We start from the raw sequence: 14572 nt of genomic DNA on the forward strand, positions 1-14572 counted from the left end.
CCCTTTATCGCGGAGCACCGGGCTTGCCCGGCAGGGTCTGCTCGATGGCCTTGAGGGCCTCGAGCTTCTCGTTGAGCTGCTCGTTGCGGCGCTGGCTCTCGCGCAGTTGCTGGTTGAGCTTGTCGATGTTGTCCTGCAGCCGCCGCTGCTCGGCCAGGCGGGTGGCCATCAGCGCGGCCAGCGGCTTGATCGGTTCGGCCGACGCGTCGGTCGCATTGGCGATCAGGTCGATCTGCGCCGCAGCCTGGGCCTGGTCTGCGCTGCTGCGCCCCTGGCTCAGGGCCAGGGCCTTGCGCAGATCCTCGGCATAGCCGACCAGCGCCTTCAGATCGTCGACCTGCGGCGGTGGCGCGGGCAGCTCCGGGCAGACAGGCGCAGGGGGCGGCGGAGCCGGCACGGGCGCTGGCGGGGCCGTCTGGCAGGCGGCCAGCAGCAGCAATGAGCCAATCTCAAGCAGTCTTCGCATGGGGTATCTCAATCCGGAAATGGGCACCGCCATCGCTGGCCAGCAGCCGGCAGCTGCCGCCGTGGGCCTGCACGATCTCGCGCACGATGGACAAGCCGATGCCACTGCCGCGGCGCGCGCCGGGCGCCTGGTTGCGGCCTTGGTAGAAGGGGTCGAAGATGCGCTCGGCATCCTCGGCTGCCACGCCGGGACCGGCGTCGATGCAGTCGATGCAAAACTTGCGGTCGTCCTGTTCCAGGGTCAGCACGATGACGCCCCCGGGCGGGCTGAAGCGCAGTGCGTTGGCCAGCAGATTGGCCAGCACGATGGCCAGCTTGGCGTCGTCGACAAGGGCGTTGCAGGCCGCGGCGTCAATGCGTACCTGCAGGCCCCGGGTCTGCCAGAGCAGGCGCTGTTCATCCACCACACGCGCCAGCAACGCCTTGAGGTCGGTCGCGCGGCGCTGCAGTTGCGCAGAGTTGGAGGCCAGCGTCTGGTAGCGCAGCAGGTCCTCGATCTGGCCCTGCAGGGCGGCGCTGTTGTCGCCGAGGATGCGCACGATCTCGGTCTGATCCGGCGTCAGCGGGCCGGCAACGCCCTCGCGCAGCAGGGCCGCGCCTTCGCGGATGGAGGCCATCGGCGTTTTCAGCTCATGCGAGATGTGGCGCACGAAGCGCGTCTTGTCCGACTCCAGCGTGGCCAGGCGTTGGCGCAGCCACTCCAGCTGGCGCCCGAGCCGGCGCAGGTCGGCCGGGCCGCGCACCTCCACGGGCTCGTCGAAGCGGTTGTCGCCCAACCGGCCGATGGCCGCCTCGACATGGGCCAGAGGCCGCAGCAGCCAGTGTCCAAAGCCCAGCGCCAGCAGCACGGCCAGCGCGATGGCGCCCAGCACCAGGGCGCTGATGAGGCGCCGCTGCTGCTCCAGTTCGGCCAGCACCGCGTCGCTGCGGCGGTCCACGGCGCGCTGGCTCTGCTCGGTCAGGGTCTCGTTGAGGCCGTGCAGGCGCGCGAATACCGGTGTCAGCCGCCGCAGTGCCGTGGACCGAGTGCGGGTCGGGCCTGGGTTCTGCAGCACCTCCCAGGCCGCTTCGGCCTGCCTGCCCCAGTCGGCGAACAGCTGCTTCGATGCCGGCTCGGTCAGCGTGCCGGCCAATGTCGCCTGCGTGGCCTTGGCGTCTGCCCAGGCGGCCTGGAAGCGTTCGCGCAGGCTGGCGTCGTCGAGCACCAGGAACTGCCGCGCACTGCGCTCCATGGCCACGGTGCGTTCGGACAGCCGCTGCACCTGGGCGCTCAGACTGGCGGCGTCCTGCGCGGCTTCGCGGCTCTGCAGGGCGACATGCTCGAGTGCGAACATGGCCTGGGCCGCCGCGCCGCCCAGCAGCGCCGTGATCAGCAAAAAGGCGGCCAGCAGGCACTGGTGGAAGGACAGCCCGCGCAGGCCACCGCCGCGCGGGCGTTGCCAGGTCGGTTCGGGTGCGGAGGAGGCAGCGGCCAGCGTGGCGGAGGACATCTTGGGCGCCGCATCCTAGGTGCGCAAACGGCACGTGATCGGACCTCGCCGGCTGGCTTTGCATCACGATGCAACCAGCCTGCCGCCATTTGAAAAACAGCCATGCTGCGGCGCAACAAACCGAGCGTAGGATGGCTGTCCATGCGTCCTCAAGTCCTGATCATTGGCTGCGGCTTCGGCGGCCTGGAGGCGGCGCGCGCCCTGCGCACCACCGACGTCGACATCACCCTCGTCGACAAGACCAACCACCACCTCTTCCAGCCCCTGCTCTACCAGGTGGCCACGGCGGGCCTGTCGGCGCCGTCGATTGCGGCGCCCATCCGCCACCTCTTCCGCGGCCAGCGCAATGTGACGACGCTGATGGGCGAGATCGTCGCCATCGACGCCACCGCGCGAACCGCCACGCTGAAGGATGGCGCCACGCTGCGCTGGGACCACCTCATCGTCGCCGCTGGCGCCACGCACAGCTATTTCGGCCGCGATGACTGGGCCGAGCACGCGCCGGGGCTGAAGACGCTGAGCGACGCCTTCGAGATTCGCCGCCGCGTGCTGCTGGCCTTCGAGGCCGCCGAACGTGAAGCAAATGGCGAGGACGATCCCGCCCAGCGCGCCGCCCTGCTGCAGTTCGTCGTTGTCGGCGGCGGGCCGACCGGGGTCGAACTGGCCGGCACCTTCGCCGAGATCGCCCGCCACACCCTGCCCGGTGAATTCCGCCGCATCGACCCACGACAGGCGCGCGTGCTGCTGGTGGAGGGCAGCCCGCGTGTGCTGCAGGCCATGCCCGAGAGCTTGAGCGAACGCGCCCGCGAGCAACTGGGCGCGCTCGGCGTGGACGTGCGCCTGAACGCCCGTGTGACCGGTATCGACGCCGAGGGGCTGGACATCACGACGCCAACCGGCCCGGAGCGCCTGCACAGCCGCTGCGTCGTCTGGGCCGCCGGCGTGGCGGCCTCGCCCCTGGGCCGTGCGCTGGCCGATGCAACCGGCTGCACGCTGGACCGCGCCGGCCGTGTGGTCGTCGAGCCCGACCTGAGCGTGAAGGGCCAGGCCAACATCCAGGTCATCGGCGACCTCGCCGCCGCGCAGAGCCACGCACCCGGCCAGCCTCCGAAGCCCGTGCCCGGCGTGTCACCCGGCGCCAAGCAGATGGGCCGGCACGCCGCCGCCAACATCCAGCGCCGGCTGCGCGGCGAGGCGACGCAGGCCTTTCGCTACCGCGACTACGGCAACCTCGCCACCATCGGCCGCCACAGCGCCGTCGTCGACCTGGGCACGCCGGCCGGGTCGCTGCGCTTCTCGGGCCTGCCCGCCTGGCTGTTCTGGCTGTTCGCCCACGTCTATTTCCTGATCGGCTTCCGCAACCGCTTCGTCGTGCTGGTGGACTGGGCCTGGGCCTACTGGACGCATGACCGCAACGCACGCGTGGTGGCAGGCGCCGGGCTCAGCGAGGCCAGCCCGGCGCGTGACGCCCAGGCTTGTCCTCGTCGCCGGGCAGGCTGATCAGCAGCAGCGCCAGGCTGGCGCCAAAGGCGATGACGGCCCAGAAGATCAGGAAGCTGAGGGTGTAGACGGCCTGGGTCGACAACTGCACGGGCGCAGTGCCAAACCAGCGCAGGTCGGCCGGGTCGACGACGGCGAACACCAGGGCCTCCAGCACGCCAGCCGCAAGGAAGGACGACCAGGCCACGGCCATCGCAAAGCGCTTGATGCGCGTGGGGCCGGCGGCGCCGTTCATCTCTTCAGGCCCGCCGTGCCCGTGGCGGCATGGTTGCGGGCGACCAGGGCCGGTACCGCATCACCGGCACGGGCGCGCAGGTCGGCGGGCTCGGTGGCATCGGCAGCCTGGGCGGTGCGGTGCAGCTCCAGCGGCGGGTCGGGGTGGCGGATGGCCAGCGCCAGCGTGAAGAAACTGGCAACGACGACGATCGCCGGGCCCCCGACCACGAGCCAGACCATGGGCTCGCGCCAGGCGGAGGAGGGATTCAGGGCGGACATGGGGTTCTCCTCGCCGTCAGCGCGGCAGCACGAAAGTGGACTTCTCGACGACGGTCTCGGCGGCCGATCCACCGGTGTCATCGCTGATGCGGCTGAAGCGGCTGATGCGCCAGCGCATGGGATGGGCGCCGGCCTTGAGTTGCTGCGCCGTCTCGGGCGGCACGCGCAGGGCCACCGCCACCCAGCGCGCCTCGGCGGGGCCCAGGTCCACGGTGGCGGCCTGGGTCAGCGCCAGGCCGGGGAGGCCCTCGGCTTCGATGCGGTAGCGCTGGGGCGACTCGGTCGCGTTCATGACCTGCAGGCGGTAGACGTTTTCGATCCAGCCGTCCTCGACGAGTCGGGCCATCGAAGCGCGGTCGCGCACGATGTCGACGCGGAAGCTGTGCCGCGACAGCAGGCTCCACATCAGGGCCGTGCAGATGACGAGCAGCACGGCGGTGTAGATCAGCACGCGCGGTCGCAAAACATGCTGCCAGCGCTGCGCGCGCGTCAGGCGCTGCTCCAGGCCGTTCTCGGTGTCGTAGCGGATGAGGCCACGCTCGGTGCCCATCTTGTCCATGACGCCGTTGCAGACGTCGATGCAGGCCGCGCAGCCGATGCATTCGTACTGCAGGCCGTCGCGGATGTCGATGCCGGTCGGGCAGACCTGCACGCACAGGTTGCAGTCGATGCAGTCCCCCACGGGAGCGGCGGCGCTGCGCACCTCGCCCTTCTTGCCGCGCTGCGCGTTCTTGCCGCGCGGCTCGCCGCGCTCCGGGTCATAGCTGACGATCAGCGTGTCGCGGTCGAACATCGCGCTCTGGAAGCGCGCGTACGGGCACATGTACTTGCAGACCTGCTCGCGCATGTAGCCGGCGTTGCCGTAGGTGGCGAAGCCGTAGAACAGCACCCAGAAGGTTTCCCACGGTCCCATGCCGAACGCGAGGACCTCGCGCGCCAGTGTCTGGATGGGCGTGAAGTAGCCAACGAAGGTGAAGCCGGTCCACAGGCCCAGCGCGATCCAGGCGGACTGCTTGCCCGCCTTGCGCCAGAGCTTGGTCCAGGACCACGGCGCCTTTTGCAGCCGCAGCCGCGCGTTGCGGTCGCCCTCGAACCAGCGCTCGATGAGCATGAACAGCTCGGTGTAGACCGTCTGTGGGCAGGCGTAGCCGCACCACAGGCGCCCGGCCACGGCGGTGAACAGGAAGAGCGCGTAGGCCGAGATCATCAGCAAGCCCGTGAGGTACACGAAGTCCTGCGGATACAGCACCAGGCCGAAGATGTAGAAGCGCCGCGAGCCCAGGTCGAAGAGCACGGCCTGCCTCTCGCCCCAACTGAGCCAGGGCAGGCCGTAGAACACGAGTTGGGTCAGCGCGACGATGGCCCAGCGCCAGCGGGCGTAGAAGCCGTCCACCGACCGCGGGTGGATCTTGTCCTCCGACTTGTAGAGGCGGATGACTTGGACGGCATCGCCCGGACCGGGCGCGGAGGGAACAGGCATGGGACTCAGGGGGAAGCGATGACGCCTTGCGACTGCGACAGACCCCAGACATAGGACGCAAGCACGCGGATCTGCTCGGGCGTCAGCCGCTCGCCATGGGCCGGCATCACGTTGTGCTTGCCGTTGTTGACCATGGCCGTGACGGCTTCCTCACCCCAGCCATGCAGCCAGACCTTGTCGCTCAGGTTGGGCGCCCCCAGGGCCGGGTTGCCCTGGCCGCCGGGGCCGTGGCAGGCCGCGCAGGCGGTGAACTTGGGCTTGCCGAGCTGGGCGTAGAGCGCGTTGTGCGGGCTGCCCGACAGCGACAGCACGTAGTGGGCGACGTTGCGCACATCCTCCGCCGCGCCCACTGCCGGGGCCATCACGGGCATGTTGCCCTCGCGGCCCTTGGTGATGGTCTCGGTGATGGTTTCGGGCGAGCCGCCCCACAGCCAGTCGGTGTCGGTCAGGTTGGGGAAGCCCTTGGAACCCTTGGCGTCGGCGCCGTGGCACTGCGCGCAGTTGTTGGCGAACAGCCGCTCGCCAATGGCGTGGGCCTTGGGATCCTTGGCGAGTTGCTCCGGGGTCTTGTCGGCGAAGGCGGCATAGACCGGCGCCATGGTGGCGCGCGCCTGTGCCAGGTCGTTGGCGTGCTCGCCCAGGCTCGTCCAACCCAGCTTGCCGGCCTGGTTGCCCAGCCCTGGATAGAGCGCCAGGTAGATGCCGGAGAAGACGATGGTCAGCACGAACAGGCCCATCCACCAGGCCGGCAGCGGGTTGTTGAGTTCGCGCAGGTCCTCGTCCCAGACGTGGCCCGTCGTGTTGTCCGAGGCCATCACCTGGCGGCGGCTGGCGATGATGAGCAGAATGCCGCAGAAGATGAGGCCGCCAATGGTGCCAATGGCGATGAAGAGGGACCAGCCGCCGTTGAAGAAGTCGCTCATTGCTCATCTCCTTCGAGGGGCAGGCGGGCGGCGTCGTCGAAGCGGCCGCGCCAGGCCCAGGCGATGATGCCGAGGAAGACGGCCAGCGACACGAGAGTCACGGCCACACGGAGTTCGTTGATGCCCATGGTGCGGGCTCCTTACTTGTTCGCGGTGCCAAGCACCTGCAGATAGGCCACCAGCGCGTCGAGCTCGGTCTTGCCCGTCACGTCCTGGGAGGAGGCCTTCACCTCCGCCTCGGTGTAGGGCACGCCCAGCATGCGCATCGCCGCGAGGCGCGCCGGCATGCCGGCTGCGTCCACCGGTGCATTTACCAGCCAGGGGTAGGCCGGCATGTTGGACTCGGGCACCAGGTCGCGTGGGTTGTTCAGGTGGATGCGATGCCAGTCGTCGCTGTACTTGGCGCCGACGCGATGCAGGTCGGGCCCGGTGCGCTTGCTGCCCCACTGGAAGGGGTGGTCGTAGACGAACTCGCCCGCAGTAGAGTACTTGCCATAACGCAGCGTCTCGGCGGCAAGCGGGCGGATCATCTGCGAGTGGCAGTTGTAGCAACCCTCGCGCAGATAGATGTCGCGCCCGGCAAGCTGCAGCGCCGTGTAGGGCTTGAGGCCGGGCGCAGCCTCGGTGGTGGAGCGCTGGAAGAACAGCGGCACGATCTCGACGACGCCGCCAACCAGCACGGTCAGCAGCACCAGCACGATCATCAGCAGGTTGCTGGTCTCGATGCGCTGGTGGCCGGAGACGGATGAAGTTTGTGTGCTCATGTCATTTGCTCCGCCGCGTGTAGCGGCGCTTGAAATTTGCGGGCCGAGCGCCGGGCCGCTCCCAAGCCGGCCCGCGTTGGGCGACGTACCTGCCGGTCGAACCGGCAGGTATCGCCGTCCCCGCGGGGGACCGGCCAACGTACTCGTTGGACGAGGGGCTGCATGTCAGTTCAGGCGTGAGCCAGCGCGGGGACCGGGATGCGCACGGACTGCGAATTGCCGGCCTGCACGGTCTTGATGACGTTCCAGCTCATGATCAGCATGCCGCCGAGGTAGAGCAGGCCACCGCTGAGACGGATCACGTAGAAGGGCCAGGTCGCCTTGACGCTCTCGACGAAGGTGTAGACCAGCGTGCCGTCGGGGTTGACCGCGCGCCACATCAGGCCCTGCATGACGCCGGCGATCCACATCGCGGCGATGTAGAGCACGATGCCCAGCGTCGCGATCCAGAAGTGCAACTCGATGGCACGCTTGGAGTACATCTGCGTGCGGCCGAACATGCGCGGGATCAGGTGGTAGAGCGAGCCCATCGAGATGAGGCCCACCCAGCCCAGCGCCCCGCTGTGCACGTGGCCCACCGTCCAATCGGTGTAGTGCGACAGCGCGTTGACGGTCTTGATGGACATCATCGGCCCCTCGAAGGTCGACATGCCGTAGAACGACAGCGCGACGATGAGGAACTTCAGGATGGGGTCGTCACGCAGCTTGTGCCAGGCACCCGACAACGTCATGACGCCGTTGATCATGCCGCCCCAGCTCGGCGCCAGCAGCACCAGGCTGAAGATCATGCCGACGCTCTGCGCCCAGTCCGGCAGCGCCGTGTAGTGCAGGTGGTGGGGGCCCGCCCACATATAAGTGAAGATCAGCGCCCAGAAGTGGACGATGGACAGGCGGTAGCTGTAGACGGGGCGCTCGGCCTGCTTGGGGATGTAGTAATACATCATCCCGAGGAAGCCCGCGGTCAGGAAGAAGCCCACCGCGTTATGGCCGTACCACCACTGCACCATGGCGTCCTGCACACCGGCGTAGGCCGAATAGCTTTTCCAGAAGCTGACCGGGATCACCGCGCCGTTGACGAGGTGCAGCAGGGCCACAGCGAGGATGAAGGCACCGAAGAACCAGTTGGCCACGTAGATGTGACGGATCTTGCGGCGCCCCACGGTGCCGAAGAACACGATGGCGTAGGACACCCAGGCAATGGTGATCAGCACGCCGATGGGCCATTCCAGCTCGGCATATTCCTTGCCGCGTGTGAAGCCCAGCGGCAGCGTGATGGCCGCAGCCACGATGACCAGCTGCCAGCACCAGAAGTGAAACCACGCCAGGCCCGGCGCGAACAGGCGGGTCTGGCCGGTGCGCTGCACGACGTGGTAGCTGGTCGCCATCAGTGCGCAGCCACCGAACGCGAAGATGACCGCGTTGGTATGCAGGGGCCGCAGCCGCCCGTAGCTCAACCAGGGGATGCCTGCGCCGAGATCGGGCCAGGCCAGTTGCGCCGCAATGATGACGCCCACCAGCATGCCCACCACGCCCCACAGAACGGCGGCCAGCGCAAATGCGCGTACCGGTCCGTCTTCGTATACCGCCCCAGTGGTGGCCAGCGCCTTTTCGTTCGCCATCGCGACTCCTTCAGTCTGATGCAAACGATTCTTCGCGCGGGGGCTCCTAGACGCCTTGATCCTCGTCAAGCAGGATGCGTTCAGCCTCGTGTTCGAAGCCGTCCAGTTGCCCGGAGTGCACAGCCCAGCCGAACACCGCCACGATGAGCAGCACCAGCACGACCGAGAAGGGGATGAGGAGATACAGGATGTCCATCAGCGCGCCAATCTCTGGGCATTGAGCACGACGAACAGCGAACTCGCTGCCATGCCCAGGCCCGCCGCCAGCGGCGGCAGCCAGCCGCTCAGCGCCAGCGGCACGCAGGCCAGGTTGTAGAGCGCCGCCCAGGCGAGGTTCTGACGCAGCACGCGGCGCGTCCTGTGCGCCAGCGCGAGCGCCTGCGGGATGGCCATCAGCTGGTTGGACACCAGCAGCGCATCTGCGGCACCGCGCGCCAGCATGGCGCCCTGCCCCATGGCGATGCGCACGTCCGCCGCGGCCAGCACCGGCGCGTCGTTGATGCCGTCGCCGACCATCAGCACGCGCTCGCCGCGCGCCTGCCAGTCACGCAGAGCAGCAAGCTTGGACTCGGGCGTGGCGCCCGCGCGCCAGTGGGCAATGTCCAGCAACGCCGCCATGCGCGCGACCGCCGCCGGCTGGTCGCCCGATAGCAGGCGCACGCGCCTGCCCTGGGCGCGCAAGGCCTTGATCGTTGCCGCTGCATCGGCGCGTGGTGCCTCGGCAAGGTCCAGCCACAGCACGCAGTCGCCGCAGCCCACGGGGCCAAACGCCAGCCGCGCAGCCGGATCGGGCCGCGCGCTGACCCAGGCCGGCGCACCCAGGCGCCAGACCCGGCCGGTCGCGTCGCGCGCCTCCACGCCGCGGCCGGCGACTTCGCGCACGTCCGCCCAGCTGCCGGCACTTCCGTCGGCCAGCGCCTGCGCCACCGGGTGGCGCGACAGCCCGGCCAGGCTGCGGGCGACGTTCAGCAGCGCGTCGGCATCGGCGCCCTGGGCCCAGTGGCGACGCAGCTGCAGCCGGTCCTCGCTGAGCGTGCCGGTCTTGTCGAAGACGACGGTGTCGATGGTGCACAGCCGTTCCAGCGCCGCCAGGTCCGTCAGCAGCAACCCGCGCCGAGCAAGCGCGCCGCTGGCCGCGAGCCAGGCCGCAGGCGCGGCCAGGGTCAGCGCGCAGGGGCAGGTGACGATCAGCACGGCCACGGCCACTGCGATGGCGCGTGAAGGATCCAGCCACCACCAGCCGACGCCCGCCAGCAGCGCCAGCAGCAGCACGACCGCCGTGAAGCCCGCGGCGACGCGGTCCAACACGCCGTTGACAAAAGGCCGCTGGCTCTGGGCCTGCTGCATCAATCGCACGATGCCCTGCGCCGTCGTGTCTGCACCCACGCGCAGCACGCTGACGATGAGCGAGCCGTCGAGGTTGATGCTGCCCGCCACGACCGCATCGCCCACCGTCTTGGCGACCGGCGCGGATTCGCCCGTCAGCAGGGCCTCGTCGGCCCAGCCCTGGCCGGACAGCACACGGCCGTCGGCCGCGAAGGCCTCGCCGGCCGCGACGCGGATGCGATCACCCACGCGCAGCGCCTCGGGCGCGACGCGTTCACTGCTGCCGTCATCACGCAGCCGCTCGGCCGCCGTTGGCATCGCACCGGCGACCGCTTCCAGCGCATCCGCCGCACGATGCCGCGCCCCCAGTTCGAACCAGCGCGCCAGCAGCAGCAGCGCGACGAACATCGTCAGCGAATCGAAGTAGACCTCGTGGCCCAAAGGCCCGCCGGGGTCGAACAAGGCGCCGGTGCTGGCCACGAAGGTGACGGCGATGCCCAACGCCACCGGCACATCCATGCCCAGCCGGCCTGCCCTCAGTTGCCGCAAGGCGCCAACCATGAAGGGGGCGGCCGAAAAGGCCATGACAGGCAGCGTCAGCACCCAGCTGGCCCAGCGCAGCAGGCGGTCCAGGTCGGCGCTGAGCTCACCCGGGGCGGCAACGTAGGCCGGCGTCGCCATCATCATGACCTGCATCATCAGGAAGGCGGCGACAAAGAGCCGCCACAGGGCCTGGCGCCTTTCCTGCCTGCGCAGCTCGCGCGCCGGCGCTGCGACGTCGGGCGTGGCCCGGTAGCCCGCCACCTGCAGCGCGGCCAGCACGTCGGCGAGCGTGAGCTGTGAAGGCAACCACTGCAAGGCCAGCCGGGCCGACGCCGGATTGACACTGGCACCGCGCACGCCTGGCAGCGTCAGCAGCGCCGCTTCGATCAACCCCGAGCAGGCCGCGCAATGCATGCCCGCCACCTGGAATTGCGACAGCGCCACACCGCCCGGGCCATCGGGCCAGGTCGTGAAGGGGGCGAGGAGGCGGGCGTCGGCATCAGCCGCACACAAGCCGGGAGGGGGTGCACTCACGCCGCCAATCTAGATGGCCCGCCCCGCCGCCCCCATGACCTGGGTCAAGCTTTTGCGGGAACACATATTGCGTGTGCTCCACCGCCTGCAGCACTTCAGGAGGTCACTCATGTCGGATCTGTCGATACCCGTGGACGCCGCCAACGACGCGTCCGCCACACAGTTCTCCCATGTCAAGCCCGGGGACACGCCCTGGCGCCCCGACGGGCTGAGAGATTTCTTCCTCTACCGCGACCTGGGCGTGGCCGAGGCCACGGCGGGCAAGGTCATCGCGCACCTTGTGAAGGCGAACATGGCCCCTGAAAAGGGCACGGGATGGCACCGCCATGAGGCGGAGTTCCAGATCGTGCTGATGACCAAGGGCTGGGCCAAGTTCATGTACGGCGACCAGGTGACGCTCGTCGAGGCCGGCGACTGCGTGCACCAGCGCCCCGGCATCGTGCATTACCTGTTCGACTACTCGCCGGACATGGAGTACCTGGAGATCGTCTCGCCGGCGGACTTCAAGACGGTGGACGCGCCGGCGCCTTGTGAAGTGCCGGCGCCTTCGACCTGGCCCTAGAAATCCATGTCGAGCTGCTCGATCTCGTCCGGCTCCAGCCGGGCCGCGGCCGTCCACTCCTTGAGCTCCGGCATGGCGCTGATGGCCTTGCAATAGGCCATGCAGGCGGGATTCAACGGCACGTCATAGGTCATGAAGCGCGTGACGACCGGCGCAAAGAAGGCGTCGGCCGCACCGCGCTTGGCACCAAACAGATAGGGGCCGCCGTAGCGCGCCAGGCAGTCGGTCCAGATCTCGGTGATGCGCTCAATGTCGGGCTTGGCCCCGGCCCAGATCTTGTGGCGCGGAAAGTGGCCCTTGAGGTTCATGGGCAGCGACGCGCGCAAATTGGCAAAGCCGGAGTTCATCTCGCCGCAGATGGCCCGCGCATGGGCCCGCGCGACGCGGTCCGCGGGCCACAGGCCGGCTTTGGGGAAAAGCTCGTTCAGATACTCGGCAATGGCCATGTTGTTCCAGACCGTCACGCCGTCATGCCGCAGGCAGGGCACGCGGATGGAGGGCGCCAGCAGCAGCAGTTCCTTGCGCGCATCCTCATCGTCGGGCGAGACCATGATCTCATCGAAGGCCAGGCCGGCGAAGCGCGTCAGCAGCCAGCCGCGCAGCGACCACGAGGAGTAGTTCTTGCTGCTCAGCGTCAGCGTGGCCGCGGGTGTCGCGGCCTTGGATTTTCGCGCCGGTGCTGGAGCGGTTTTCACCGCCTTGGCGGCGGGGCGGGTCGGCGTGGCAACAGGCATGGCGTCTCCTTCTCGGTCTGGGCACCCCATCGACGCAAGGCCCATGCCATGCTGGCGCGCTCCTTGCGTCGCTCCTGGCATCACCGGCCTTGCAGGAGCAACCATGTACCCCGCCTACCAGGCCCATACCGATCTGCTGTGGCCGCTGCGCATGGCCACGCGCATGTCGATTCCCTTCCTGCAGCAGCCCGGCATTGCTGACGCCAGCTGGTTGCCAGCGCGCCAGTGGTCGGCGGCAGGCAAGGTCTTCGAGCTGGCTCAGATCACCCACACCCGCCCGCCCTGGCGCATTGGTGAGATCGTCAGCGGCGACGAGCGCTGGCCTGTCACCGAAGAAGCCACGCTGACCACGCCCTTTGCGACGCTGCTGCGCTTTCGCAAGGAAGGCGCGCCTGAGCAACCCAAAGTGATGGTGGTGGCGCCGATGTCGGGCCACTTCGCCACGCTGCTGCGCGAGACGGTGCGCACGCTACTGCAGGACCATGATGTCTACATCACCGACTGGCACAACGTGCGCGACGTGCCGCTGGTGGCCGGCCGCTTCGGGCTGGACGAGTACACCGGCCACTTGATCGACTTCCTGGCCGCCATCGGCCCGCAGGCCCACGTGGTGGCCGTCTGCCAGCCCTGTGTCAGCGCACTGGCGGCCGTGGCGCTGATGGCCGAGGACGACCACCCTGCCACGCCAGCCAGCCTGACGCTGATGGCCGGCCCCATCGATTGCCGCGTCAGCCCCACCGCCGTCAACGAACTTGCCACCAGCAAGCCCATCTCGTGGTTCAAGAAGAACCTGATCAGCCATGTGCCCTGGCAGCACGCGGGCGCGGGGCGGCGCGTCTACCCGGGCTTCGTGCAGCTGTCGGCCTTCATGAGCATGAACAAGGACAGGCACACCAACGCCTTCAAGGACTACTACAAGCACCTCGTCGCCGATGAGTTCGACAAGGCCGAGGTCACGCGCGTGTTCTACGAGGAATACCTGGCCGTGGCCGACCTCGCGGCCGACTTCTACCTGGAAACAGTGGAGCGCGTCTTCCAGACCTACGACCTGCCACGCGGCGAGATGTTCTTCAGGGGCCGGCGTGTGAACCCGGCGGCCATCCGCCGCACCGCTTTGCTGACCGTGGAGGGTGAGCGCGACGACATCTGCGCTGTCGGCCAGACGCTGGCCGCCCAGGACCTCGCCAGCAGCCTGCGCGCCTATATGCGCACCCACTACATCCAGCCCAACGTCGGCCACTACGGCGTGTTCAGCGGGCGGCGCTGGCAGCACCAGGTCTATCCGCTGGTGCGGCACGTCATTCAGGTGTCGCAATAGGCGCCCCTCGCCCAGTTGCGCGTCGCTGAACGCGAGCGCATCTGGTCGGTCCCCCGAGGGGACGGCGATGCTCTCGGCATCGAGCCGAGAGCACATCGCCAACGCGGGCCGGCTCGGGAGCGGCCCAGCGCTCGGCCCGAAAGGCCGAACCAACGAAAAAGGCCGGCATCGGCCGGCCTTTGTTCGGGGCGAATCGCTCAGGCGAAGTTGGCTTCAGCGAACTGCCAGTTCACGAGATTGCTCAGGAAGGTCTCGACGAACTTGGGGCGCAGGTTGCGGTAGTCGATGTAGTAGGCGTGTTCCCACACGTCGACGGTCAGCAGCGCCTTGTCAGCGCCGGTCAGCGGCGTGCCGGCGGCGCCGGTGTTGACGATGTCGACAGAGCCGTCGGCCTTCTTCACCAGCCACGTCCAGCCCGAGCCGAAGTTGCCAACGGCGCTCTTGACGAAGGCTTCCTTGAAGGCGGCATAGCTGCCCCACTTGGCGTTGATGGCGTCGGCCAGCGCGCTGCTGGGCTCGCCGCCACCTTGCGGCTTCATGCAGTTCCAGAAGAAGGTGTGGTTCCAGATCTGGGCGGCGTTGTTGTAGATCGGACCCGGGTTCGGTGCCTTCTTGATGATCTCTTCCAGCGTCAGGGCTTCGTACTCGGTGCCCTTTTGCAGGTTGTTGAGGTTCACGACGTAAGCGTTGTGGTGCTTGCCGTGGTGGAACTCCAGCGTTTCCTTGCTGTAGTGCGGGGCCAGCGAGTCGATCGGGTAAGGCAGCGGGGGCAGCGTGTGTTCCATCGTGGAGTCCTCAGGTGTTGGGGGGAAGGGAAAC

At 68.6% G+C, this 14572-nt stretch carries 16 protein-coding genes; 3 read left to right on the forward strand and 13 right to left on the reverse strand.

Features of this window, described 5'->3' with window-relative positions; genetic code table 11:
• Nucleotides 1-4: 4 nt before the first annotated feature.
• Together ASC91_RS14170 and ASC91_RS14175 are read right to left on the reverse strand one after the other, a co-directional pair.
• Nucleotides 5-466, reverse strand: coding sequence for a hypothetical protein (locus ASC91_RS14170; RefSeq protein ID WP_082532677.1), 462 nt, complete (start codon nt 464-466; stop codon nt 5-7).
• Nucleotides 450-1955 carry a HAMP domain-containing sensor histidine kinase gene (locus ASC91_RS14175; RefSeq protein ID WP_082532678.1) on the reverse strand — a complete coding sequence of 502 codons (1506 nt, stop codon included), beginning with the start codon at nt 1953-1955 and terminating at the stop codon, nt 450-452. Before ASC91_RS14175 ends, ASC91_RS14170 begins: the two co-directional genes overlap by 17 nt.
• Nucleotides 1956-2096: 141 nt before the next feature.
• Between ASC91_RS14175 and ASC91_RS14180 the strand changes: the two genes are divergently transcribed.
• The gene (locus tag ASC91_RS14180; protein ID WP_157281622.1) at nt 2097-3455 is read left to right on the forward strand and encodes an NAD(P)/FAD-dependent oxidoreductase; all 1359 of its coding nucleotides are present in this window, start codon (nt 2097-2099) and stop codon (nt 3453-3455) included.
• On the opposite strand, the gene ASC91_RS14185 is transcribed toward ASC91_RS14180, so the two are convergent.
• From ASC91_RS14185 to ASC91_RS14225, 9 genes are all read right to left on the reverse strand, one after another.
• Nucleotides 3397-3690, reverse strand: coding sequence for a hypothetical protein (locus ASC91_RS14185; RefSeq protein ID WP_082532679.1), 294 nt, complete (start codon nt 3688-3690; stop codon nt 3397-3399). The two genes, ASC91_RS14180 and ASC91_RS14185, sit on opposite strands and share 59 nt — an antisense overlap.
• Nucleotides 3687-3950, reverse strand: a complete 264-nt coding sequence (locus ASC91_RS14190; protein WP_056197775.1) for a hypothetical protein — start codon at nt 3948-3950, stop codon at nt 3687-3689. Before ASC91_RS14190 ends, ASC91_RS14185 begins: the two co-directional genes overlap by 4 nt.
• A gap of 16 nt (nt 3951-3966) precedes the next feature.
• Complete coding sequence (ccoG, locus tag ASC91_RS14195; protein ID WP_056197778.1) at nt 3967-5430, reverse strand: cytochrome c oxidase accessory protein CcoG; 1464 nt, start codon at nt 5428-5430, stop codon at nt 3967-3969.
• Between the two features lie 5 nt (nt 5431-5435).
• Nucleotides 5436-6353 carry a cytochrome-c oxidase, cbb3-type subunit III gene (ccoP, locus tag ASC91_RS14200; protein WP_056197780.1) on the reverse strand — a complete coding sequence of 306 codons (918 nt, stop codon included), beginning with the start codon at nt 6351-6353 and terminating at the stop codon, nt 5436-5438.
• Entirely contained in the window at nt 6350-6481 is a 132-nt protein-coding gene (locus ASC91_RS29440; RefSeq protein WP_056197782.1) for a cbb3-type cytochrome c oxidase subunit 3, read from the reverse strand. The genes ccoP and ASC91_RS29440 overlap by 4 nt, the downstream gene beginning before the upstream one ends.
• A gap of 12 nt (nt 6482-6493) precedes the next feature.
• Nucleotides 6494-7117: a cytochrome-c oxidase, cbb3-type subunit II gene (gene ccoO, locus ASC91_RS14210; RefSeq protein ID WP_056197785.1), complete on the reverse strand. Its 624-nt coding sequence runs from the start codon at nt 7115-7117 to the stop codon at nt 6494-6496.
• A 170-nt stretch (nt 7118-7287) separates the two neighbouring features.
• On the reverse strand, nt 7288-8736 hold the full coding sequence (ccoN, locus tag ASC91_RS14215; RefSeq protein WP_056197786.1) for a cytochrome-c oxidase, cbb3-type subunit I: 1449 nt from the start codon (nt 8734-8736) through the stop codon (nt 7288-7290).
• Nucleotides 8737-8782: 46 nt separating this feature from the next.
• Nucleotides 8783-8932, reverse strand: a complete 150-nt coding sequence (gene ccoS, locus ASC91_RS14220) for a cbb3-type cytochrome oxidase assembly protein CcoS (protein ID WP_056197788.1) — start codon at nt 8930-8932, stop codon at nt 8783-8785.
• Nucleotides 8932-11139 (reverse strand): cation-translocating P-type ATPase, encoded by a 2208-nt coding sequence (locus tag ASC91_RS14225; protein WP_157281624.1) that lies wholly within the window; start codon nt 11137-11139, stop codon nt 8932-8934. The genes ccoS and ASC91_RS14225 overlap by 1 nt, the downstream gene beginning before the upstream one ends.
• A gap of 109 nt (nt 11140-11248) precedes the next feature.
• Between ASC91_RS14225 and ASC91_RS14230 the strand changes: the two genes are divergently transcribed.
• A complete protein-coding gene (locus tag ASC91_RS14230; RefSeq protein WP_056197790.1) occupies nt 11249-11701 on the forward strand; it encodes a cupin domain-containing protein in 453 nt (150 codons plus the stop codon).
• On the opposite strand, the gene ASC91_RS14235 is transcribed toward ASC91_RS14230, so the two are convergent.
• Nucleotides 11698-12435, reverse strand: coding sequence for a glutathione S-transferase family protein (locus ASC91_RS14235; protein ID WP_082532680.1), 738 nt, complete (start codon nt 12433-12435; stop codon nt 11698-11700). The genes ASC91_RS14230 and ASC91_RS14235 overlap by 4 nt on opposite strands.
• Before the next feature lie 103 nt (nt 12436-12538).
• Between ASC91_RS14235 and ASC91_RS14240 the strand changes: the two genes are divergently transcribed.
• Nucleotides 12539-13753, forward strand: a complete 1215-nt coding sequence (locus ASC91_RS14240; RefSeq protein WP_056197792.1) for a polyhydroxyalkanoate depolymerase — start codon at nt 12539-12541, stop codon at nt 13751-13753.
• Nucleotides 13754-13950: 197 nt separating this feature from the next.
• Here ASC91_RS14240 and ASC91_RS30330 read toward each other — a convergent pair whose 3' ends face one another.
• Nucleotides 13951-14538 carry a superoxide dismutase gene (locus ASC91_RS30330; protein WP_056197793.1) on the reverse strand — a complete coding sequence of 196 codons (588 nt, stop codon included), beginning with the start codon at nt 14536-14538 and terminating at the stop codon, nt 13951-13953.
• Between the last annotated feature and the right edge of the window lie 34 nt (nt 14539-14572).

It is taken from the genome of Pelomonas sp. Root1237 (assembly GCF_001425055.1).
In the GTDB taxonomy this organism is placed as follows: domain Bacteria; phylum Pseudomonadota; class Gammaproteobacteria; order Burkholderiales; family Burkholderiaceae_C; genus Pelomonas.

Coding starts and splice junctions, on each gene's coding strand:
- ASC91_RS14170 (WP_082532677.1), bottom strand. CDS start 466: ATGCGAAGACTGCTTGAGATTGGCTCATTGCTGCTGCTGGCCGCCTGC.
- ASC91_RS14175 (WP_082532678.1), bottom strand. CDS start 1,955: ATGTCCTCCGCCACGCTGGCCGCTGCCTCCTCCGCACCCGAACCGACC.
- ASC91_RS14180 (WP_157281622.1), top strand. CDS start 2,097: ATGCGTCCTCAAGTCCTGATCATTGGCTGCGGCTTCGGCGGCCTGGAG.
- ASC91_RS14185 (WP_082532679.1), bottom strand. CDS start 3,690: ATGAACGGCGCCGCCGGCCCCACGCGCATCAAGCGCTTTGCGATGGCC.
- ASC91_RS14190 (WP_056197775.1), bottom strand. CDS start 3,950: ATGTCCGCCCTGAATCCCTCCTCCGCCTGGCGCGAGCCCATGGTCTGG.
- ccoG (WP_056197778.1), bottom strand. CDS start 5,430: ATGCCTGTTCCCTCCGCGCCCGGTCCGGGCGATGCCGTCCAAGTCATC.
- ccoP (WP_056197780.1), bottom strand. CDS start 6,353: ATGAGCGACTTCTTCAACGGCGGCTGGTCCCTCTTCATCGCCATTGGC.
- ASC91_RS29440 (WP_056197782.1), bottom strand. CDS start 6,481: ATGGGCATCAACGAACTCCGTGTGGCCGTGACTCTCGTGTCGCTGGCC.
- ccoO (WP_056197785.1), bottom strand. CDS start 7,117: ATGAGCACACAAACTTCATCCGTCTCCGGCCACCAGCGCATCGAGACC.
- ccoN (WP_056197786.1), bottom strand. CDS start 8,736: ATGGCGAACGAAAAGGCGCTGGCCACCACTGGGGCGGTATACGAAGAC.
- ccoS (WP_056197788.1), bottom strand. CDS start 8,932: ATGGACATCCTGTATCTCCTCATCCCCTTCTCGGTCGTGCTGGTGCTG.
- ASC91_RS14230 (WP_056197790.1), top strand. CDS start 11,249: ATGTCGGATCTGTCGATACCCGTGGACGCCGCCAACGACGCGTCCGCC.
- ASC91_RS14235 (WP_082532680.1), bottom strand. CDS start 12,435: ATGCCTGTTGCCACGCCGACCCGCCCCGCCGCCAAGGCGGTGAAAACC.
- ASC91_RS14240 (WP_056197792.1), top strand. CDS start 12,539: ATGTACCCCGCCTACCAGGCCCATACCGATCTGCTGTGGCCGCTGCGC.
- ASC91_RS30330 (WP_056197793.1), bottom strand. CDS start 14,538: ATGGAACACACGCTGCCCCCGCTGCCTTACCCGATCGACTCGCTGGCC.